The sequence below is a fragment of the Cohaesibacter celericrescens genome (genome assembly GCF_002866925.1).
GTDB classification, from domain to species: domain Bacteria; phylum Pseudomonadota; class Alphaproteobacteria; order Rhizobiales; family Cohaesibacteraceae; genus Cohaesibacter; species Cohaesibacter celericrescens.
Window position 1 is genome coordinate 168868 of sequence record NZ_PKUQ01000001.1, and the last position, 21899, is coordinate 190766.

The 21899-nt window shown below is 51.8% G+C and carries 20 protein-coding genes; 6 read left to right on the top strand and 14 right to left on the bottom strand.

Features of this window, described 5'->3' with window-relative positions; all coding sequences use genetic code 11:
- Nucleotides 1–38: 38 nt before the first annotated feature.
- The 3 genes from C0081_RS00815 to C0081_RS00825 form a co-directional block, all read right to left on the bottom strand.
- The gene (locus C0081_RS00815) at nucleotides 39–887 is read right to left on the bottom strand and encodes a carbohydrate ABC transporter permease (RefSeq protein WP_101531903.1); all 849 of its coding nucleotides are present in this window, start codon (nucleotides 885–887) and stop codon (nucleotides 39–41) included.
- Nucleotides 887–1807 (bottom strand): carbohydrate ABC transporter permease, encoded by a 921-nt coding sequence (locus C0081_RS00820; protein WP_101531904.1) that lies wholly within the window; start codon nucleotides 1805–1807, stop codon nucleotides 887–889. Before C0081_RS00820 ends, C0081_RS00815 begins: the two co-directional genes overlap by 1 nt.
- 115 nt (nucleotides 1808–1922) lie before the next feature.
- Nucleotides 1923–3170, bottom strand: coding sequence for an ABC transporter substrate-binding protein (locus tag C0081_RS00825; RefSeq protein WP_101532328.1), 1248 nt, complete (start codon nucleotides 3168–3170; stop codon nucleotides 1923–1925).
- Nucleotides 3171–3303: 133 nt separating this feature from the next.
- Between C0081_RS00825 and C0081_RS00830 the strand changes: the two genes are divergently transcribed.
- Nucleotides 3304–4107 carry an IclR family transcriptional regulator gene (locus C0081_RS00830; protein ID WP_101532329.1) on the top strand — a complete coding sequence of 268 codons (804 nt, stop codon included), beginning with the start codon at nucleotides 3304–3306 and terminating at the stop codon, nucleotides 4105–4107.
- A gap of 64 nt (nucleotides 4108–4171) precedes the next feature.
- Nucleotides 4172–5233 (top strand): ABC transporter ATP-binding protein, encoded by a 1062-nt coding sequence (locus C0081_RS00835; RefSeq protein ID WP_101531905.1) that lies wholly within the window; start codon nucleotides 4172–4174, stop codon nucleotides 5231–5233.
- Nucleotides 5234–5314: 81 nt separating this feature from the next.
- Here C0081_RS00835 and C0081_RS00840 read toward each other — a convergent pair whose 3' ends face one another.
- From C0081_RS00840 to C0081_RS00855, 4 genes are all read right to left on the bottom strand, one after another.
- Nucleotides 5315–6991, bottom strand: a complete 1677-nt coding sequence (locus tag C0081_RS00840; RefSeq protein WP_101531906.1) for an AMP-binding protein — start codon at nucleotides 6989–6991, stop codon at nucleotides 5315–5317.
- A gap of 178 nt (nucleotides 6992–7169) precedes the next feature.
- Nucleotides 7170–8597 carry a cryptochrome/photolyase family protein gene (locus C0081_RS00845; protein ID WP_101531907.1) on the bottom strand — a complete coding sequence of 476 codons (1428 nt, stop codon included), beginning with the start codon at nucleotides 8595–8597 and terminating at the stop codon, nucleotides 7170–7172.
- Nucleotides 8598–8671: 74 nt separating this feature from the next.
- A complete protein-coding gene (locus tag C0081_RS00850) occupies nucleotides 8672–9199 on the bottom strand; it encodes a CBS domain-containing protein (protein ID WP_180966687.1) in 528 nt (175 codons plus the stop codon).
- A 163-nt stretch (nucleotides 9200–9362) separates the two neighbouring features.
- A complete protein-coding gene (locus tag C0081_RS00855) occupies nucleotides 9363–10244 on the bottom strand; it encodes a LysR family transcriptional regulator (protein WP_101531909.1) in 882 nt (293 codons plus the stop codon).
- A 144-nt stretch (nucleotides 10245–10388) separates the two neighbouring features.
- Here C0081_RS00855 and C0081_RS00860 point away from each other — a divergent pair, with 144 nt between their 5' ends.
- The 3 genes from C0081_RS00860 to C0081_RS00870 all read left to right on the top strand — a co-directional run bounded on the left by C0081_RS00860 (nucleotide 10389) and on the right by C0081_RS00870 (nucleotide 13972).
- On the top strand, nucleotides 10389–11891 hold the full coding sequence (locus tag C0081_RS00860) for a CoA-acylating methylmalonate-semialdehyde dehydrogenase (RefSeq protein WP_101531910.1): 1503 nt from the start codon (nucleotides 10389–10391) through the stop codon (nucleotides 11889–11891).
- A 171-nt stretch (nucleotides 11892–12062) separates the two neighbouring features.
- Nucleotides 12063–12989, top strand: a complete 927-nt coding sequence (locus tag C0081_RS00865) for a carbohydrate kinase family protein (RefSeq protein ID WP_101531911.1) — start codon at nucleotides 12063–12065, stop codon at nucleotides 12987–12989.
- Nucleotides 12990–13048: 59 nt separating this feature from the next.
- Nucleotides 13049–13972 (top strand): pseudouridine-5'-phosphate glycosidase, encoded by a 924-nt coding sequence (locus C0081_RS00870; RefSeq protein WP_101531912.1) that lies wholly within the window; start codon nucleotides 13049–13051, stop codon nucleotides 13970–13972.
- 84 nt (nucleotides 13973–14056) lie between these two features.
- Here C0081_RS00870 and cckA read toward each other — a convergent pair whose 3' ends face one another.
- The 7 genes from cckA to flgB all read right to left on the bottom strand — a co-directional run bounded on the left by cckA (nucleotide 14057) and on the right by flgB (nucleotide 20335).
- A complete protein-coding gene (gene cckA / locus C0081_RS00875; RefSeq protein ID WP_245417822.1) occupies nucleotides 14057–16690 on the bottom strand; it encodes a cell cycle histidine kinase CckA in 2634 nt (877 codons plus the stop codon).
- Nucleotides 16691–16762: 72 nt separating this feature from the next.
- Entirely contained in the window at nucleotides 16763–17845 is a 1083-nt protein-coding gene (gene flhB / locus C0081_RS00880; RefSeq protein ID WP_101531913.1) for a flagellar biosynthesis protein FlhB, read from the bottom strand.
- 134 nt (nucleotides 17846–17979) lie between these two features.
- Nucleotides 17980–18741: a flagellar biosynthetic protein FliR gene (gene fliR, locus C0081_RS00885; RefSeq protein ID WP_101531914.1), complete on the bottom strand. Its 762-nt coding sequence runs from the start codon at nucleotides 18739–18741 to the stop codon at nucleotides 17980–17982.
- Nucleotides 18742–18775: 34 nt separating this feature from the next.
- The gene (gene fliQ, locus C0081_RS00890; protein WP_101531915.1) at nucleotides 18776–19039 is read right to left on the bottom strand and encodes a flagellar biosynthesis protein FliQ; all 264 of its coding nucleotides are present in this window, start codon (nucleotides 19037–19039) and stop codon (nucleotides 18776–18778) included.
- A 73-nt stretch (nucleotides 19040–19112) separates the two neighbouring features.
- Nucleotides 19113–19433: a flagellar hook-basal body complex protein FliE gene (fliE, locus tag C0081_RS00895; protein WP_101531916.1), complete on the bottom strand. Its 321-nt coding sequence runs from the start codon at nucleotides 19431–19433 to the stop codon at nucleotides 19113–19115.
- 62 nt (nucleotides 19434–19495) lie between these two features.
- Nucleotides 19496–19906, bottom strand: coding sequence for a flagellar basal body rod protein FlgC (gene flgC / locus C0081_RS00900; RefSeq protein ID WP_101531917.1), 411 nt, complete (start codon nucleotides 19904–19906; stop codon nucleotides 19496–19498).
- Nucleotides 19907–19957: 51 nt separating this feature from the next.
- Nucleotides 19958–20335, bottom strand: coding sequence for a flagellar basal body rod protein FlgB (gene flgB / locus C0081_RS00905; RefSeq protein ID WP_425349440.1), 378 nt, complete (start codon nucleotides 20333–20335; stop codon nucleotides 19958–19960).
- Between the two features lie 336 nt (nucleotides 20336–20671).
- On the opposite strand from flgB, the gene C0081_RS00915 reads away from it, so the two are divergent.
- Nucleotides 20672–21838: a flagellar biosynthetic protein FliO gene (locus tag C0081_RS00915; protein WP_101531920.1), complete on the top strand. Its 1167-nt coding sequence runs from the start codon at nucleotides 20672–20674 to the stop codon at nucleotides 21836–21838.
- Nucleotides 21839–21899: the final 61 nt, after the last annotated feature.

The following is a 21899-nucleotide window of genomic DNA, read 5'->3' on the forward strand; positions in this document are numbered from 1 at the left end:
GGAGACAGCTGGCGCATCCGCCAGCTGTCAAAATTGAGCTATTTGACTGCGCCCAAAGTCAATCCGGCGATGAAATGCTTTTGCATAGCAAAAAACATCATCACAGGGGGAAGAGCCGCAACCAAAGAGCCTGCACTCATCATGTTATAGGCAGCGCGGAACTGGGCGTTGAAGCTGGTGATACCGGCGGTGACAGGCTGACTATCAGGCCCTTGTGTCAAGACAACCGCCCAGAAATAGTCATTCCAAATGAAAGTAAAAATCAACACAGCCAAAGCCGCAATCGCCGGCTTCATCAAAGGCAGCACCACATACCAGAAGATCCGCAATTCACTCACGCCTTCCACCCGCGCTGCTTCGATCAACTCTTTGGGCAAAGCACGAATAAAATTGCGCATAAACAGGGTGCAAAAACCGGTCTGAAAAGCGATGTGGAACAGCACAAGGCCGGTTTTGGTATCGTAAAGCCCCATATTCAGGGTCAATTCACGCACCGGCACCATCAGGATCTGGAACGGCACAAAGTTGCCCGCAACAAACATGAAGAAGACCCACATATTGCCCTTGAAACGATAGACCCCAAGCGCAAAGCCCGTCATGCAGGACAAGGCCACAGCCCCGATCACCGTCGGCACGGTAATAAAAACCGAGTTCAGCAGGTAGCGAGGCATATCAGATGCGGTGAACACTTTCCAATAATTGCCCAGCCCTTCAGAACTGGACGGCAGCCCCCAATAATTGCCTTGGGAAAAGTCAGCATCAGGCTTGATGGAAAACAGCGCAACCGCCAGCAAAGGAGCCAGCCACATCAGCATGACCACAGGCAACATGCCTTGATAGGTCATGGAAAAGGCTTTGGATTTCTTTTCTACAGGAGTCGGAAACATTATACGCCCCTCTCATCACGCGCCATCTTCCAAAGGAAGAACGAAATATAAACCAGCATGATCAGGAACAGCATCACCGCAATGGCGGCACCATATCCCATGCGGAAGCCATATTCAGACAGGGCGACTTCAAACATATAGAAGGCTAACACACGGCTCTCGCCGAAAGGGCCACCGTTGGTCATCACAGAAATCAAATCAAAGCTTCTAAGTGCACCGATAACCGTCACCACAAAGGCAATAAAGGTCGCGGGTCGCAGTTGCGGCAGAATGATATACCACAGCATACGCGCGCCCTTGGCACCGTCCAGTCGCCCCGCTTCAATCTGCTCGGGATCAACCGCATTCAAACCCGTCAGATAAAGGATCATGCAATAAGCGGTCTGTGGCCACAAACCTGCAGCGATAATACCATAGGTCACCAAATGCTCGTCTCCGAGTACATTGATCGGACCAAGCCCGAACCAGCCCAGAAACACATTCAGCAAGCCAAATGTTGGATCATAGAACCAGGTAAAGACCAGCCCCACGACCACTTGAGAAATCACGAATGGAAAGAAAAACAGAGACTTATAAAGGCGAATACCAGTGACAGTCTGGTTCAGGAAAAGCGCGATGAACAATCCGGCCGGAATAGCCAGCAAATACAAAACGAGCCAAATGACATTGTTGCGCAGGGAGATATAGAAGGCATCATCCCAATATAGTTCTTCGTAATTGTAAAAACCAACGAAGCTTCTTTCACCCAACCCATCCCATTCATAAAAGGAAAGATTGAAAGACTGGAAAATTGGAAAAATCACATAGAATAGAAAAAACAAAACGCCCGGCAAAAGCAAAAGCAAGGGCGTCATACTCTGTTGATTTCGGTGCCACCAACTCGAGTTTGTGGCAGAAAGAGCTGCAGGCACGGAACTCATCAGCGAACCTTTCTATAATGTGATTGTTGGAGGTGTGACCGGACCGAGGACGGGTGCTAAGACCTCCCCGCCCGAGCAAAGTCAGGCGAGGAAGCAATCGGTTCAATCGGCCAACTTATTTGTAGATGCGTTTGCGTCCACGTTCCAGCTGGTTCAAAATGCTATCCAACGCGTCAGGTTTGACCATAAATTTCTGGAAACCATCCATGGCAAGTTTGGCCATTTCTGCCGGAGCGTCGCGGTCAAAGAACTGTGCCACACCATCCGCAGCATTCAGCATAGGCAGACCTTCAAGCAAGAACTTGTCGTCAGCCACAGCTGAATCAGCATTCACAGGAAGCTGTTGCAGGGTTTTGTTGACGATGGTCTGGTTTTCAGCATCAACAACATATTTCAAGAAAGCACGCGCATTTTCTTTGTTCTTTGCCTGAGCAGGAATGTGGAAAGTATCCATTGGTGCATCTTCACCAACAGTCACCCCCGGAGTGATAGTAGGGAACTGATAAAAGTCCAACTTGCTATCATCAAGACCACCATCGCGGAGTGGTGGAACAGCAAAGTTCCCCATCAGATAAGCAGCAGCTTCGCCTTTGACCATAAAGGGAAGCGCTTCCTGCCAGCTATACGACGTGTGATTATCAACATAGGCACCCATGTCGATCAACTCGCGCCAGTTCGCAAAGGTTGCTTTCACCCGGTCATCGGTCCAGGCAACCTTGCCGCCCAAAAGATCAATATGAAACTGGAACCCGTTGGTGCGCATGTTCATATAGTCGAACCAGCCCGCAGCAGTCCAAAGGAATTTGGTGCCGATGGTGTAGCATTTTTTGCCGCTGTCGAGAATTTTCTGACAATTGGATTTCATTTCTGCAAAGTCTTTTGGCTCAGAAATACCCAGTTGCTCATAAATGTCTTTACGATAATAAATGCCCCACTGATAGAAGGTGTAAGGCACGCCCCACTGCTTGCCATCAAGGGTCACAGCAGCCTTGGAAGGACCGAGTTTGGTTTTGAAGACTTCATCTTCCCAAACATCAGAAATATCGTCAAACAGACCAGCGTCGACATATGGCTTCATGCGGTTGGCAGCGTACCAAGTAGCAACATCAGGCGCATTGGCTGTCAGGAAGTTACGAATTTGGGTTTTATAGGCTTCGTGGTCAATGATTGTGGTTTCAATCTTCAGATCCGGGTTCAACTTTTGGAAGCGATCAATCATGCCTTCCATAGCAGCACGAGGATCAGGGTCAGACGTATCAAGGAAAATTTTAAGATCACCGGTCAAACTCGCAGCCATTGCAGGCATCGCGATCATCGCGGTTGTCGCCAAAGCGACCAAAGTAGTCTTAAGCATGGAACGCATGTCTTCCTCCCAAATAGGTTTCATATATTGAAACCGAGTTTTACTTATTGCAAACATAATGCCAAACGGCTAAATATTGTCAACAGTGCTTATGGAGAAAGCCACCGGCATCTGGCATGAGCGGGAGCATGAAATGGCGGAAAATATTCAACCCGACGCCCCAGTCAAACCATCAGATGGGACGGTCGGCAAGGCGTTGGAGGTGCTGGAGCAAGTAGCAGCCTTTGATAGGCCTGTCCGCTTCAAGGAACTGCAGGATGAGAGCAACTTCCCAAAAGCATCTCTTTATCGCTTTCTGCAAACACTGACCAATCAGAACATGCTCAGCTACGACGCCGAGCACCAAACCTACAGCCTCGGGTTTCGCTTGGTTCGCTTGGCCCACTCTGCGTGGAAGCAAGCATCGCTCGCCCCCATTGCTCGGCCTCACATCGAAAAGTTGAGCAAGACTTTTAACGAGACCGTTCTTCTGGGCCAGCTAGACGGTGGTCAAGTGCTTTATATCGACCGATGCAACGCCAATAACTTCGCCAGCCAATATAGTCAAACAGGCAAAGTCGGGCCCGCCTATTGCACAGGGGTTGGCAAGGCGATGCTGTCTGTTGTGCCAGAACCCAAGCTGTCTTACATTTTGTCTTTACAGAGCTTTTATGCCTTCACTCCCCACACAATTGGGGATGAACAGACGCTGCGGTCTGAATTGGTTCAGATTCGTAGAGACGGCTATGCCTTTGATCGAGAAGAACATGAACCGGGCGTCATCTGCATCGCCGCTCCCATCGCAACCGAACAGAACACTCTGTTCGGAGCCTTATCTGTTACCAAATCATCCCAACACGCAAATATTGATGAGCTGGCAAGACTGGCTCCAGAACTCAAAAAAACAGCCCGAATAATCGCGCAAGAAGCCAAGCATTGGTATTTTCCGGAACACTAACCGTTCCGATTGTATCATCACAAAATCAATATTCGTTGGCCCTGCCGACCAGGAGGAATAAAATATGTCAGGATTGACGCTTCAAAATGTTGTCAAGAAATTCGCCGAAATTCAAGTCATCCACGGGGTGGATCTCGACATCGATGATGGTGAATTTTGCGTCTTTGTTGGCCCTTCCGGCTGTGGCAAGTCCACTCTATTGCGCATGATCGCAGGGCTGGAAGAAACAACATCAGGCGCCATTAGCATTGGTGATCGTGACGTTACCAATGCGGACCCTGCCGAGCGCGGCGTTGCTATGGTGTTCCAGACCTATGCCCTCTATCCACACATGACAGTGGCCGAAAACATGGGCTTTGGACTTAAAATGAACGGCCATGATAAGGCAGAAGTCAAAAGCAAGGTCTCCGAAGCATCCAGAATCCTCCAGCTGGACGACTATCTAGACCGCAAACCCAAGGCTTTGTCCGGTGGACAAAGACAGCGTGTCGCCATTGGCCGAGCGATTGTACGCGGCCCTGAAGTTTTTCTTTTCGATGAACCCCTTTCCAACCTCGACGCTGAATTGCGTGTCGAAATGCGCGTCGAGATAGCCCGCCTGCACAAGGAAATCGGTGCAACCATGGTCTATGTGACCCATGATCAGGTTGAAGCCATGACATTGGCAGACAAAATTGTCGTGCTCCGCGCAGGCAAAATCGAACAGGTCGGAGCACCGATGCATCTGTATCGCGACCCGGACAACAAATTTGTAGCAGGCTTCATTGGCTCTCCTGCCATGAACTTTTGCGATGCCACCGTTGAAAATGGATCAATCGAAGTTCCCGGCTTTGGGCTCGACGCTCTCGCTCCACCGCAAGGCATGACGGCGGGCACATCAAAGGTCACCGTCGGTGTTCGCCCCCAGCATATTAAAATCAATCCGGATGGCAGCACCCATACGGTTGAACATTCTGAATCTCTGGGCGGCGTGTCTTACGTCTACTTGCGGGCTGACTCGGGAGATCGCCTCACGGTTGAAGCGGGAGAAACAGCGCCAGCTTCCAACGGAGACCGCGTCGGTCTGGACATTGAAATTGACCGTGCCATGGTCTTTGATGGTGATACAGAAGCCCGCATCCGCTAGCACAATCAATCAAGCAACAGACAGCAGAGTGCCAGCCTGTTGCTTGCCACCTTTTGCTTGCTATGTGCAAAGCCAAAACAGCTATGAACTTTCGTCTTCCGCTTCTGACTGAGCCATAGCCCGCAACTGCGCACGGATGATTTTTCCCGTCGTCGTCATTGGCATTTCATCGACAAACCGCACCACACGGGGATATTCGTGGGCCGCCAAGCGATGTTTGACAAAATCAGCAATGTCATCGGCGAGCGCCTCGGACGGTTCATACTCATCGGTCAAAGTTATATAAGCTGCGACGACAGAATTGCGCACGGGATCCGGTTTTCCAACGACCCCGGCCATCTGCACCGCAGGATGACGTAACAGACAATCCTCGACCTCTGACGGGCCGATGCGATACCCAGCAGAACCAATGACATCATCATCGCGACCGACAAACTGGAAAAAGCCCTCCGCATCTCTGACACCCTGATCACCGGTCAATAGCCAGCGTCCTTGAGAGCCTTCAACATATTTGTCCTTGGTAGCGTCCGGCCGGTTCCAATAACGTAGAAACATCACCGGATCAGGCGACAACACCGCAATCGCCCCCTGTTCGCCTACGGCCAAAATTGCACCAGTCATCTCGTCAATAACCTCGACAACATGGCCCGGAACAGGCAGCCCCATCATGCCCGTGCGATTACAGCCGAGCGCAGAGCAGGATGAAATCACCAGATTACATTCGGTCTGCCCGTAAAACTCATTGATCGTCACACCAAGGGCACTCCGTCCCCAGTCCAGCAATTCGGTGCCCAAAGCCTCCCCACCGCTGCCAACCGAGCGCATCTGAATGCCCAACTTGTCAGCATCAGGCACCTGACGCATCAGTTTAAGCGCAGTCGGCGGCAAAAAAGCATTACGGATGCCTTGCGCTTTGATGAAATCCAAGGCCCATTTTCCCGAAAATTTGGCCACACGGCAGGCCACCACAGGCACCCCGTGATGAAGCGATGGCATCAGCACATTCATCAAGCCACCGATCCATGCCCAATCCGCTGGCGTCCAGACCTTGTCACCGGGTTGAGGGAAAAAATCATGATGCATTTCGACACATGGCAAATGCCCCAGCAAAACCCTGTGCCCATGCAATGCCCCTTTGGGATTGCCTGTCGTGCCGGATGTATAAATCAGCAAAGCAGGATCATCTGCGCGGGTCTGCACCGCTTCAAACTGGGTGCTTTCGCTCTCAACCTCTGTGTAAAAATCAAGGCCATATTGACCAGCACCATCAATCGATACAATCAATTGCAGGTCGGGCAACTCATGCCGAAATGCGGCAAGCTTTTTGGCCCCTTCTGCATTGGTGATAACCACTTTGGCACCCGAATCCTGCAAGCGGTGCGTCAGCGCATCTTGGCCGAACAATGTGAACAGCGGCAAGGATACACAGCCCATTTTCCAGACAGCAACATGCGCAATGGCGGTCTCAAGGCATTGCGGCAACAAAATACCGATCCGATCCCCAACCTCACCAGGTACCGATAGGCCCGAAACCCCATGGCGGGTTAACGCATTGGCAAGTTGATTGGAAAGATCCCGCATCGCAGCAAACCTAAGCGCGCGCGATGCACCGCCTTCAGACACCTCAACGATAGCCAACCGGTCCGGCTCAACCAGTGCCCATTTATCACAAACATCTACCCCCATGTTGTAACTTTGAGGGATGTCCCATCGATAGGCTTGATAGGTCTCTTGGTAATTTTGTTTCTTTTCCAGCATAGCGTCCTCCCCACCCCGATGATTGCGCGCAAGCTACACCAACCGTTGGCAGGCAGAAAGATGCCCTTAGTTCAATGCCTGAAATACGGATGGTTCATCAAAGACGACCTCACAAAACCCAGAACAACGCATCTTCCGGTTGGCAGACATGAGCTTGTGAATCAACACCAACCTTGCCTCAAGATAAGGCTTTGAAAGCAGCGAGAGCACCCTCGCGGCTTTGCTTGAGATCAACAACGGGTTCGGGATAGCTCTGGCCAAGCTGCACACCGGCGCGATCAAGAATATCCTTGGGTGCCGTCCATGGCTTGAATAGATATTTGTTCGGCAACGCCGCCAATTCAGGCACATATTTGCGAATATACACCCCGTCCGGATCGAACCGCTCGGCCTGCAACACCGGATTGAATATACGGAAATAAGGTGCGGCATCGGCTCCACACCCCGCCACCCACTGCCAACTGGCGCTGTTGGCGGCCAAATCGGCATCAACCAACGTATCCCAGAACCACTCCTCACCATGCCGCCAATGAAACCGCAGGTTTTTGACGAGGAAAGACGCCACGATCATCCGCACGCGATTGTGCATGTAACCGGTCTGCCATAGCTCACGCATGCCTGCATCGACAATCGGAATACCCGTCTGGCCTTTTTGCCAAGCGGTCAAAGCATCAAAATCTTCACGCCAGTCAAACCCATCAAATTTAGCCTGAAGCGGGCGTTTGGGGAGATCATGATTGTAATACAACAGACTGTAGGAAAATTCCCGCCACGCCAATTCGCTGCGGAAGTGATCCACGTCGACATCAAGCCCCCCAGCGTCTTGGGCAAAATTGGCCGCGTGCCAGACCTGATTGGGTGATATCTGCCCCCAATGCAAATAAGGCGATAGCCGTGACATATGGAATTTTGACGGAAAGTCCCGCCCCGCTTTATAGCCACCAAGCCCGCCATCCATAAAGGCAGCCAGAGCCTTTTGCGCACCGTCTTCACTCACATCCCAGTGCGCTTCTAGCGACAGATGCCACGGCACCTCAGGCAACAGATCCAAGGCATCAAGGCTTACAGAACCATCATCCTCAAGCGCCGAACAAAAGGATAGCTCTGAAGGCACGGCAATGGGAACAGCAGGTGCAGCCGATTGCAGGCAGCCCTTGCGATAATAGGGTGTAAAGACCTTGTAAGGTCCACCATCTTTTTTCTTGATGGTCCAAGGTTCCCACAAGAGCGAGCCATTCAGCCGGATGGTTTCGCACCCCATTTCCTCGACATGTTTGGCAATCTCGGAATCACGCACCATGCGCCATGGCTCGTAGCAACGGCTCCAACTCAGCGCGTTTGCTTGATAGTGAGTAACAAGACGGGGCACAATCTCAGTTGCCTTACCGCGATACAGCCGCAAGCGCCCGCCCAACTGTGCATTGAGGGACTGCAAGGCCTTGTGAAGCCACCAACGACTGGCTCCACCCATAGCCCACTCTCCAGCGGCATCATCATCGAGGATATAAATCGGCAGGATCGCACCACTACGCGCCGCCCGCTCAAATGCGGGATTATCCCCCAGACGCAAATCTTGTCGGAACCAATGGATTGAAACAACACTCATGGAATGCCCTCTTAGACAGAACAAAGAAAAGGCCCCACACGGGGCCTTTCAATCGGTTGTGATGACCAGTCGACTTAGCCAACCATCAATTGTTTTAGGCGGAGATTTTCATATTCCACTTCAGTCACCCGATGCAAAACAATATCACGAATGGAAATCACACCAGCCAAACGAGTGCCGTCCACAACCGGCATATGGCGGAAGTGGCCATCCGTCATCTCCTGCATCACATTGACAATAAGCGCATCGCTGGAACAGGTTTTGGGGTTTTCGGTCATATAGGCGCTAACCGAATGCGTCAGTGCCTCTTCGCCAATTTCCGCTGTGGCGCGAACAATGTCACGTTCAGAAAGAACACCCACCAGACCACCATTGGTATCAATCACCGGCATGTTGCCGATTTTTCTGGCCGCCAATTCAGCCACAGCCGCCGATAGGGTCATGCTGCTGGTAATCGCAAAAATCTGATGGCCTTTTTCATTGAGGATTTCGCCGACTTTTGTTTCTGAATAAGCTTTTTCAAAGGCCAGGCGCGCATCTTGAGACATATTTTTCTTGCCTTCGCCATCTGAGCGCGGGGCTTGATAGGAACTTGGTGCCATAGTCCTTCTCCTGCGAGTGCCGCCGATCCCCTGTATGCCACTCGCCATCCATCAGGGTTTTTAATCATTTTAAAAAGCTTAGCAAAGGAAAGCATGAAAAGGCAATCCACCCTTAGCCCAGAAACGAAACAGCAGGTGATCAGAAGTAAAAATCGCCAGGGCTTCAACGAAATATGATCCGTTCCTGCTCCACCAACTGATAGATATAGTCAGACACCGCTGATATCCGCCCCAAACGACGCGTACTCTCATGATATACGGCCCAATAAGCCCGCTGGATGTTGTGTTGCGGCAAGATTTCGACCAAATCGGCATCTTCTCGAGCCAAATATCCATGCAGAATGCCGATCCCCAAACCAGCTCTCACCGCTTCGGTTTGCCCCAACGCACTGGCACATTCGAACTGCGCCCTGTGACCACGCATCATTTCTCCGGCATAATTCAGGGACGGACTGTAGATAAGATCTTCGACAAACCCCACAAGACGATGGTTTGACAGATCGTCCCGTTTTTCCGGTATGCCATATTTCGAAACATAAGCCCGCGACGCAAACAGCCCGAGACTGTAATCGACCAATTTGCGCGCCACCAGCCGCCCGTGAACGGGCCGATCCACCGTGATCACGATATCCGCTTCGCGTCGATCCAGCGAAAATGTGCGTGGCACCGGCACCAGCTGCACCGTCAAGTCGGGATATTGATCCAGCAGCGGCCCCAAGCGAGGCGCCAGATAAGCCACACCAAAGCCATCCGGCGCACCGATGCGCACCACGCCGGACACTTCGATATTGGTCTCGCCGATGCTGGCCCGCGCCGCGATCATCTCGGTTTCCATCCGCTCGGCAGCCAGCAGAAACTCTTCCCCTTCCGGGGTGAGAACGCATCCCGTCGTGCGCCTGTCCAACAATTTTGCCCGCAAGGAATCCTCCAGTGCCGTGATGCGTCGGGCCACGGTGGCATGATTGACACCAAGCCTTCGCGCCGCCTGCAAAAGTTGGCCAGCACGTGCCACCGCCAAGAAAACCCGAACATCATCCCAATTCATATCACGGCACCTCCAAACTCCAGCTCGCCTTGCGACTTTAATTTTTGCACAACAGATGCGTTATTGCGAGTATTGATATTTATTTTTGTTAAGGCAAAAATAGCGCCAACAAAAGATAATTTTCATCCATGGGAGGGGAATAGTATGACGCGCGAAATCGGACATTATATCAACGGTAAAAAAGTTGCAGGCACCTCGGGCCGCTTTGCAGATGTTTTCAACCCCGCAACTGGCGAAGTGCAAGCCAAAGTATCTCTGGCCACCAAAGACGAGCTGGACGCTGCCGTTGCCGCCGCAGCAAAAGCCCAGGTTGGTTGGGAAGCAACCAACCCGCAAAAACGCGCCCGCGTGATGATGAAATTTGTCACCTTACTCAATCGCGACATGGACAAGCTTGCCGAAGTGCTGTCCTCCGAGCATGGCAAAACCTTTGCGGACGCCAAAGGCGACGTCCAGCGCGGTTTGGAAGTGATCGAATATTGCATTGGCGCACCACAATTACTCAAAGGCGAATTCACCGATAGCGCGGGTTCTGGCATCGACGTCTATTCCATGCGTCAGGCGCTGGGGGTGGTTGCCGGTATCACACCATTCAACTTCCCTGCCATGATCCCGCTTTGGAAGATGGGCCCAGCTTTGGCTTGCGGCAACGCCATGATCCTCAAGCCATCCGAGCGCGATCCTTCTGTGCCAATGATGCTGGCAGAACTGCTCACCGAAGCCGGCCTGCCAGATGGCGTTTTGCAGGTCATCAACGGCGATAAAGACAGCGTTGATGCTATCCTCGACAACGAAACCGTTCAGGCTGTCGGTTTTGTTGGTTCCACACCGATCGCGCATTACATCTATTCTCGCGCCACAGCCAACGGCAAACGTTGCCAATGCTTCGGCGGTGCAAAAAACCACATGATCATCATGCCTGACGCAGACATGGATCAAGCCGCAGATGCGTTGATCGGTGCCGGTTATGGTGCCGCAGGCGAACGCTGCATGGCCATCTCTGTTGCTGTGCCTGTGGGGGAAGAAACCGCCAACAAGCTGATTGAGAAACTGGTGCCACGCATCGAAAAGCTCAAAGTCGGCCCTTACACCGCTGGTGCCGATGTCGATTACGGTCCGGTCATTACCGGAGCGGCCAAAGAAAACATCCTGAGCATGGTTGAAACCGGCGTCGAGCAAGGGGCTGAACTGGTTGTCGATGGCCGCGGTTTCTCGCTGCAAGGCTATGAAGACGGCTTCTTTGTCGGTCCGCATCTTTTCGACAAGGTGACCACTGACATGGACATCTACAAAAAAGAAATCTTTGGTCCAGTCCTGTCATGCGTCCGCGCCCAAACCTACGAAGAAGCTCTTGGGTATGCCATGGATCATGAATATGGTAACGGCACCGCAATCTTCACCCGTGACGGGGATGCTGCACGCGATTTTGCCAAACGCATCAACATCGGCATGGTCGGCATCAACGTGCCTATTCCTGTGCCGCTGGCTTACCACACCTTTGGTGGCTGGAAAAAATCTGGATTTGGTGACTTGAACCAGCATGGCCCCGACGCGTTTAAATTCTACACCCGCACCAAAACAGTCACGGCCCGTTGGCCTTCCGGCATTAAGGAAGGCGGAGAATTTTCAATCCCAGTCATGGAATAATCTCCCATTCCTTCGGATCGAGACCCCCCTCTCAAACACATACAAAAACCGTCGCCCCAAGGGCGGCGGTTTTTCTGTTTATGTAATCCGTTCAAGACCAAGCCTTTTTTCTGGCAAAAGCCACGCCGCCAAACTAAGGTAAAGTGAGTTTAATCCCAAAGCAAAGAGCCCATGAAAAACCTCTTTACCCCAGATATCCTTGTCATTGGCGGTGCCCATATCGATCGTATTGGTCGATCGACGGCCCGCCTTGAGCCGGGTCAATCCAACCCCGGATCTCTGCACCGTACCGTCGGAGGCGTTGCAGGAAACATTGCCCAGGCATTGGCAAAACTGGATTGGCATGTTGCCCTTTCTACCATTACCGGACAGGATTCAGACGCCGATCTGCTGCGCGAAAAGCTGTTGGCAGCGGGCATTGATTTATCTCTGATTACCACCAGTTTTGACAAAACAAGTGCCAGCTATACAGCGATTGAAGATCGTAACGGTTCCTTGATCGCAGCGATTGCTGACATGGGTGTTTACGACAGCTATCCATCGGAAGAAATCATGGGTTGCCTGTCAGAAATTCCCCAACAGACCCGCATCGTTGCTGATACCAATCTGCCCCCAAAAGCTCTTGAAACACTAGCCGAAAACAAGGGCGCCCACAAACTGGCGATATGTGCAGTATCCGGTCCGAAAGCAAACCGCGCCGCTAGTCTGTTAGACAAAATAGACCTGCTCTTTTGCAACGAAGCAGAAGCCGCAATATTGGCTCAGGAATATGCAGACCTATCCGCTCTTCCGGGTATTCTGATGGATGAAGGCGTCACATCAGGGATCATCACCAAAGGAGATGCAGGCATCACCGCTTGGCAGGCAGGGACCATCTGGCACCGGCCTGCACCTCCGGTCAAAGTCACGTCCTCCAACGGTGCCGGAGACTGCCTGACCGCCTGTATCCTGCATGGCTTGTTGCTGGGGACCCCGTTTGATGAAGCGCTCACCTACGGTATGGCAGGCGCCAGTCTTGCTCTGATGAGCGATCAAGCCGTACCAGATCTGTTGAACCGGCCCATGCTGGACTCCTGTCTAGCCGACATTCCAAAGTGAATTCCTCCTAAAAACGATCCGACAACTCAAATGTCAGGCACCAAATAGAAAGACACATCATGCGCATTCAGCCGCAAGACCTGCCCATTACATACAGCGCCGAAGTTCAGGCCGCTCGCGATGCAGGCAAGCCCATCGTAGCGCTCGAATCAACCATCATCACCCACGGCATGCCCTATCCGGAAAATGTATCGACGGCACTGGGTGTGGAGCAGATCATCCGCGAGGAAGGGGCTTGCCCAGCCACCATCGCCATCATTGACGGCATCATTAACATCGGTCTCAGCCAAACCCAGATTGAAGATTTGGCCCAGCGGGACGATATACTCAAGCTTTCCCGCGCAGATCTGGCCTATGCACTGATGTCCGGCAAGAGCGGGTCCACCACCGTGGCTGCAACCATGATTTGCGCCGCCAAAGCCGGCATAGCCACCTTTGCCACCGGTGGTATCGGCGGTGTACATCGCGGCGCAGAAGAAAGCTTTGATATTTCTGCAGACCTGCAAGAGCTAGCCAAAACACCCGTCATTGTTGTCTCTGCCGGTGTCAAAGCCTTGCTCGACATACCAAAAACGCTGGAAGTTTTAGAAACCTTCGGCGTGCCGGTGGTTGGCTATGGGACCGACGAGTTTCCTGCCTTTTGGTCGCGTGAGAGTGGCGAGACATGCCCGTTGCGCCTGGACACCGCAGATGACATCGCTGCGCTGTATAAAATGCGCGCAACGCTGGGCATAGAGGGTGGCATGATCGTTGCTAATCCAGTGCCTGAAGCTGCTGAAATTCCGCGCAACGAAATGGAATCCGACATCATCGAAGCCATCGACGAGGCCAACCGCCGCGGCGTTTCAGGCAAGAATGTGACACCCTTTGTATTATCGCGCATCAAAGACCTCACTGATGGCGAAAGCCTTGTCACCAACATTGCCTTGGTGAAAAACAACGCCCGTTTGGCTGCAAAAATAGCCCTCTCGGTCGGCGCCTAAACAACCCACAAATGACAAAAACCGCCACGGATCGCAAAAATCTGTGGCGGTTCTATATTCAGCTAAACCAGTCGGTTAAAAACCCTAGTGTTCCAGCATTTCCTTGACCTTTGTCGCCAATTGCTTGAGCGAGAAAGGCTTGGGCAGGAAGCCAAATTCCACATTGTCGGGCAGATTTTTGCGGAAAGCTTCTTCCGCATATCCTGACATGAAGATCACCTTCAAATCGGGGCGCACTTTGCGCAATTCGCCCAACATGGTTGGGCCATCCATTTCCGGCATCACCACGTCCGAGACCACAAGATCAATCTCTTCGTCGATCTGGTCTATCAGCTCAAGCGCTTCCACCCCTGATCCGGCTTCATGCACACTGTAGCCACGCGAAGCTAGGGCACGTGCGGCGAAGGCTCGCACGGCCTCTTCATCTTCCACAAGCAGGATCGTGGCACTGCCGGTCAAATCAGCCACGGGCTCTTCAACAACAACATCTTTTGCAGGCCCACCGACGACATCCACGACAGTGACGGTGTCATCGCTGCCTTCAATCAATTCAACAGTTTTGGCATCTTCAACATACCGCGGTAGGAAAATGCGGAATGTTGTGCCCTGCCCCATTTCGCTTTCCAGATAAATGAACCCACCGGTCTGCTTGATGATGCCATAAACGGTCGACAGCCCCAGCCCGGTCCCCTTACCGACATCCTTTGTCGAGAAGAAAGGCTCAAAAATCTTATCGCGAATTTCAGGTGGAATGCCCGTACCGCTGTCCAGCACTTCAAGCAGCACATATTCCGCAGCCAGAAGATGCTTATAGGGCATTTCCGCCGCTTCATCTTCAGACAGGTTGCGTGTCTGAATGGTCAACTGACCACCATCAATCATCGCATCGCGCGCATTGACAGCAAGATTGACAATCACTTGTTCGAGCTGGTTGAGATCTGCCTTCACCGGCCACAAATCTCGGCCGTAAACCAGCTCCAGATCCACTTTTTCACCAAGCAATCGATCCAGCAAGATTGACAAATCTGCCAACACATCCCCAAGAGCCAAAATCTGTGGCCGCAGGGTCTGGCGGCGAGAAAAGGCCAGCAATTGCCGTACCAGAGACGCTGCACGGTTGGCATTTTGCTTGATATTCATAATATCTTGGAAAGCGGGATCACTGGGCCTGTGGCTTGCCAACAACAGATCGGAGAAGCCGATAATCGCGGTCAGAACATTGTTGAAATCATGGGCCACACCACCAGCCAACTGGCCAACAGCCTGCATTTTCTGACTCTGTGTAAACTGGACTTCAAGTTCTCGTTGCTCGGTGGTCTCCAACGCATAGACAATGACCTGTTCGTCATCCCCTTCACTGTCTTCCACACCGGAGAAATAAAAGCGAACGGCGCGGGTCTCATCTTCTGACAAGTCGCACTCCACTGGCAGAATATTGCTTTTTCCACTGAGTGCTTCTTCAATTGCAGCCGACAAGCCAGCCCTGTTTTTCTCCGAAACCAAATCATGAATGGTTGGTGTGGGCTCTTCGCCGTCGCTGCTTATTTCACCCGGCACCACCGAAGAGAACATGCGGGCAAACGGTGCATTGGTGCGCACCACATGGCCCTCGCCGGTCATCGCAGCAATGGCGATAGGCGTGTTGTTGAAGAAACGGGCAAAGCGCACTTCCGCGACCCGCAATGCCTCGGAAACATCCTCACCGGGGCTGCGGTTGATCACCAGTGTGCGAGAGGCACCCGGCGTGCCATCTGACGCCATGGGTACGCGATGCATCAGGCGAACGGGCAAACCTTGCCCATTGCGCTTGACCAGATCAAGGTCGATCATTTCCGTCTTGGGCGCACCCGGAGCGCTATTGGAAGCAGACAACAGCGCTGTTCCGTCACCGGAAACCAGCTCATTCAGATTGAGAAGACGCGGTTCAAACTGAGCCAAATCATAGCCCAGCCAATCAGCCAAGGTCGCGTTCATATAGATCACACGCCCGTCAGGCTCGGCCGAAAAGAAACCGGCAGGGGCATGATCAAGATAATTGATCGCAAGCTGCAATTCCTGAAAAATATTTTCCTGACGTTCACGATCTCGCGTAATGTCCGACACCTGCCAGACAGAGTAACCCTCGCGCGCGCCACCGTTTACACTATCGTCGGGAGTTCTCACTTTAATACGGAACCACCGAGCCTGCGGCGCCCCATCTTCAGCATCAAGCCCGCTAGGGCTTTTCAGAAGGCGAAACTCCTCCATTGACGGGCGACCGCTCCGAATGGCTTCAGATAACCGGAAAATGGCCTCAGCGGCATCCGGTTCGCCGGCAAAGCTGCGTTCAATGGACCGAATAGACTCTGCACTGTCGGCACCGGTCAAGCGTGCATATTCTGCGTTGGCATAAACAATGCGATCTTTGGCATCACATACCAAAACACCATCGCTCATACTATCCACAAATTGACGGGTCAAATGCGGTGCAGGAGCCGAATTGCCAAGCTTCACCAATCCAACGGCAAATCCGAGCAAAGACAGAATCCCAATTCCGGCAAGCACGCTGAGAAAGATTAACTGCAGCTGCCCACCCAACTGGCCTTTGAAAAACACCAGTGCGGCGGCTGCCAATACCAAGAACAAAGCCAACAAAAGCAGCCACTTAACACTACCCGACCGCTCCACCTGATCGATCATGGCAGGTGTAAGTCCTTCCTGACTCGCCTGTTTGCTCATTTAGAAATCCTCTGCCCTGCGTAACGGCTATGCTCTTGATTGGTCTAAAACGCCTAAAATTACAGCTATGGTCTATTTGCGATTAGACCAGCTTGTCCGATTCTTCAATTTCATAATATAGCTGATCACCTCTGCCACCGCCTTATAATGTTCCTCGGGTACTTCGGCATCGATATCCACCGTTGCGAACAGCGCCCGCGCCAATGGAGGGTTTTGCACAATCGGAATACTGTGCTCTTTGGCAATCTCGCGAATACGCATCGCTGTATCATCAATACCCTTGGCAAGGCATAAGGGAGCCCCCATCCCTTGCTCATATTTCAGAGCAACCGAATAGTGGGTGGGGTTGGTCAATATAACAGATGCGTCTGGCACCGCGGACATCATACGCTTTCTGCTCCGCTCCATGCGCAATTGACGCAACTTGGCTTTGACGATCGGATCACCTTCTTGCTGCTTGAATTCCTCTTTGATTTCCTTGATCGACATCTTTTGTTTTTCGTGCCAGCGGTTTTTCTGATAGAGAAAATCCATGCCAGCAATAACGGTCATCACAACGATCACACCGATCACCAATTGCAAAGACAAGCTCTGAATGAAGGGTAGCAAATCAATCGGATCCAGCCCCATCACAAGATCAAGCTTGTCTCGTTGGGGATAGAGAATAAGCAGCATCAGCAAGGTCACAACGCTGAGTTTGGCCAACCCTTTGATGAAGTTGACAAGGCTCTCCTTGGAAAACAGCCGCTTGAACCCGCTGGCAGGTGAAATCTTGGACAATTTTGGCTTTAGAGGCTCGGTGGAGAAGACAAATTTATGCTGGATAACGTTGCCCGCAACCGCCATCGCCAGCAGCGCCAGCATAGGCAAAATAAGCACCCCCAACAGGGCATATCCAACCTCGGTCCAAATTTGCGCCAACAGCCCTCCATCCAAAGACAACTGATAGGAATTTTCAAAAAAGCCACTCAGGTTGGAGGCTACGCCCTTGGCGACATAGGTACCAAGTACCGCAACAACAAGGCCTGTGCCCATCATCGAGAACCAGGCCGACACTTCCTGACTTTTTGCCACATCACCTTTTTCGTGTGCGTCATCCAGACGCTTTTGCGTGGGCTCTTCTGTCTTTTCAGAGTCGTCATTTTCTTCGGCCAAGTCAGCCCCCTAAAGCTATTCCAACGATCCTTCATCGCAGAAAGGCTGCAATCTTTCAAAACCAGACAGGTGCCGTCAACTTGGCACATCAGTCTGTCGTAGAAACCTTCGCACGTCCCCTGATTCCAGTATAGTCATCGCACAATAAACCTGCCGAGAACAGCTTCTATATGCCCCATATACCAGCTCATCATTGAGACCAGCAGCATCATAAATAGCACGGTCCCGACCAAAATATTGGCAGGCATGGCAATAAAGAAAACTTGCAACTGCGGCATCAAGCGCGACAACAACCCCAACCCAAAATAGAACACCAGACCATAGGCGATAAACGGCGATGACAATTTGAGGCCAACTATAAACGCATCGCCCAAAATCTGGGTGGCATATTCAGCAATGTCTCCAAGCGGCAACATTTGATTGACCGGAAACATCTCATAACTGTCATACATCGCGGCAATCATCAAATAATGCAAATTCGTGACAAAAATCAACGTGATCGCCAATGTACTCATAAAGGTATTCAGCTGAACCGTTTGTTGTCCTGTACTGGGATCAGGCCCCATGGCAAAACTCAAGCCCAATTGGAACGCTATGATTGTTGAGGCAATTTGCAGCGCCGCCATGATGAATTTAACCGACAGACCCAACACCGCCGCAATCAGCATTTCTTTGACCATAGCCGCCACAATACCGACGAGCGTCACAGGAATGCTGCCATAATTGCTCGAAACCATAGGGAAAAATACTAAGGTGACCATCACAGCGAGAATCAGACGCATACGCACAGACACCGCTCTTTCTGAAAAGCCGGGCATCAACATAAAAAGCGTACCGATACGCGAAAATATCAGAATAAAAATATAGGCGGTCTGCGGAAGAACATCGAACAGCATAATTGGCTACGAGCCAGCGAGAGACGTTGCGCCTCTAACCTGTAATGGCCCGCTCCATCAACAAGCGCGTATAAGAACTGAGCGTCTCTCCCACAAAGGGCATGGTGAGCAAGATCATTATAAAAATCGCGATAATCTTGGGAACGAACACCAATGTCATTTCCTGAATTTGCGTCAAAGCCTGAAACAACGCAATCACAACACCGACAAGAAGGCCCACAACCATAATAGGGCCGGACACCTTGATCAGAACCCAAATCCCTTCACGACCTAAGTCAAGCACCTCAGGACCCGTCATATCAGGCCTCCTTCACAGCATTGGCGGCAACTGCCGCCATTGGCCTAATACACCACATGCAAAGCAACTCGATTCAGATCGACATACGCATAACTTCTTCATAAGCTGAAATCATGCGGTCCCGAACGGAAACCATCGTTTCCAGAGCCACTTCAGTTTCGGCAACGGCCGTTACAACATCCACTACATCGGCTTTGCCATGAACCATGGCTGAAGTTGTCTTTTCGGCAACCTGCCCTTTGTCCAAAACCCCCATCACCCCTTCTTTGACCATTGCGCCAAAGTCAGTGTTGGTATCGGCTGCCTTTTGCAGTGTGTTATCCGATTGTGCCTGATTCGTAAGCCGCTGGGCTAGATTATATGCATTGGCGGCTGTCAGAGATGTGTTGAGCATGATATTTCTCTTCTGGCCCTAAGCGGGCAAATGTCAAAAAGGATTAAGAGCTGACCTCAAAGTCAGGCCTTGAGAATTTCGAGGGTTTTCAAAACCATGGAACGGGTGGAACTCACCACATTCAAGTTCGCTTGATAACTCCGCTGGGCCTGCTGCAAGTCCGTCATCTCAACCAGAGAATTGACGTTGGGCAACTTGACATAGCCGTTTTGATCGGCAGCAGGATGCCCTGGTTCAAACCGTGTGCGGAAGTCAGATTTGTCCGGCAGGACTCGCCCCATTTCCACGGTTTTCGCATCTAGTTTGCGATCAAAGTGGGATTCAAATGAGGGAATCTGCCGCCGGTAAGGGTCACCGCCCGGATTACGGGAAGTGGAATCAGCATTGGCGATATTCTCCGAAATCACCCGCATTCGCCCACTTTGGGCACGCAGGCCGGAAGCTGCAATCATGATCGATTTCAGAAAGTCCATTGTATTTCCTTTGCTCTCAGCCACCGCTCAAGAAGCGCATTAAAACGTGTACTAACGGCGTTGACCCGCTGTCCTGATCAGGCCCAGGCCCTTCGAATAAAGGCTTGTTGCAGCTTGATAGTCCAATTGGTTGGCTGTCACTTTCATCATCTGCTCTTCAAGCACCACAGTGTTGCCCTCTGGCGTAATCTCAAAACCATCCACTTTTTTGCCTGCCAACGATCCATCCGGGAAAATCGATTTGCCCTGTAGATGGTGAGAATTGGTAACCCGCGTTTCCAATCCGCCGGTTTGAAATGGTTTCAAAGCCTGATTGAACTTGAATTCTTTCAGATCCCGCGCCCTATAGTTAGGCGAGTCAGCATTGGCCACATTTTCTGAAAGCACACGCTGACGCGTTTGATGCCAATGCATCTTATTGCGTAGCATGGAAAAGAAATTCATGTCCCCGAGTGCCAACGGTTTGCCTCTTCAATTCGTGCGAAAAATCAGTGTATTGCCAGATGTCGTCATAGTCGTTAAGGCAAATTTTGCCTACCATATGGTTAACGAGTTATTAACGCCGCAGAAACTTTATCCGCAATCGGCAAAAAGCCGCCATTTTGTTGCGCACACCGATAGGCAAAAATTGCAAAATGCCTTGTAAAGACCGAGCAAATTATTTCAATAAGGTTAAAATGACCGTGCGAAAAGAGATTCGCTTGCAGACATGCCGGACCTCACCGACCAAGCGAGGCCAGCGAGAAATGAAGATTGGAAGCACCCATGCCCCAAGATAATCTAAACTATCTTGTACTCGTTGTTTTTGGACTTGGAGTCGTCCTTTTGCTGATTTTTGCCCTAACGTGGGTGCTCAAGAAAGTCAGCGTCGTGTCCGCACGCATTGCCAGAGACGGTGAAGATCCTCGCCTTTCCATTAGGGAAGCCGTACAGGTTGACCACAAGAGGCGCTTGGTTTTGGTTCGCCGTGATCAAGTTGAACATTTGCTCCTGATCGGTGGAGAGAATGATCTCCTCGTGGAGCATCACATTCCGCAGCAGCCTTTTGCCCAGAGCCCGGCAGTCCAGAGCCCGGCAGCACAGCAGCCCACATCTCAACTCCCCTTTGGCCAACATCCAGCACAACCACGCACAGTCGCTCAGCCTCAAAGACCGCTTCCCCCGCAATCAGCCGCAGGACCCGTGCCAGGTACGCCGTTAGCAAAATCCCAGACATCACTCCGGCCACAGACACCACAAGCATCAACCTCAGCCAATACCGCCTCGACCGCACGCCCTGCACCTGCGGTCAAGGCGAGCATGAGCGATGAACAGCCCGAGAAACCTACACTTGCCAAGAGTGCAGCCATACTGGCAACGACAGCCTCATCCTCTCTGCTTGGCCGAGGCCGCTCGAATGACACAGACTCGACCGACACCAAAGCTGAGACCCCTGCTAAAGCCACGGCGCCACAGGCAACACAAAGCAATCCACCTCAGCCTGAAGCCCCTAAAGCGGCCTCCAAAGAAAACGACCAAACAAACAGCAAAACAGCCGACAACAATCAAATAGAAACACCTGCGCCAACACAGATCAAAGCGCCGGCAATTCCTCCACAAATGCAGAATGAGCCACAGTGGACCGCACCAGAGAGCTATCAGCAGAACAGCAAACCGGCGGCCCCCGCAGTGAGAACAGAAAGCAAAGTCCAGTCTGCCTCGTCTAACGATGCCAGACCCGATGCCAGAACCGGTGGAGTTGATGCGCCGCGCACGACCAGTGGATCAGGCGAGTTTGCTCAACCACAACAGCCACAACAACCAAAGCTCTCTCAGAGCGATAGTGAAGCAAACCTGAAAAAATCTCCAAACTCCCAAGCAGCGCCTGAAAAATCCTATGATGACGAAATCAATCGTTTGCTCAGTGAACTGTCAGGCGACAACAAAAGATGACCAAAGCAACTTTGACCGCTCGTCACGAAACGGACGAGCCGCATAGGGCGCCACGAACCAA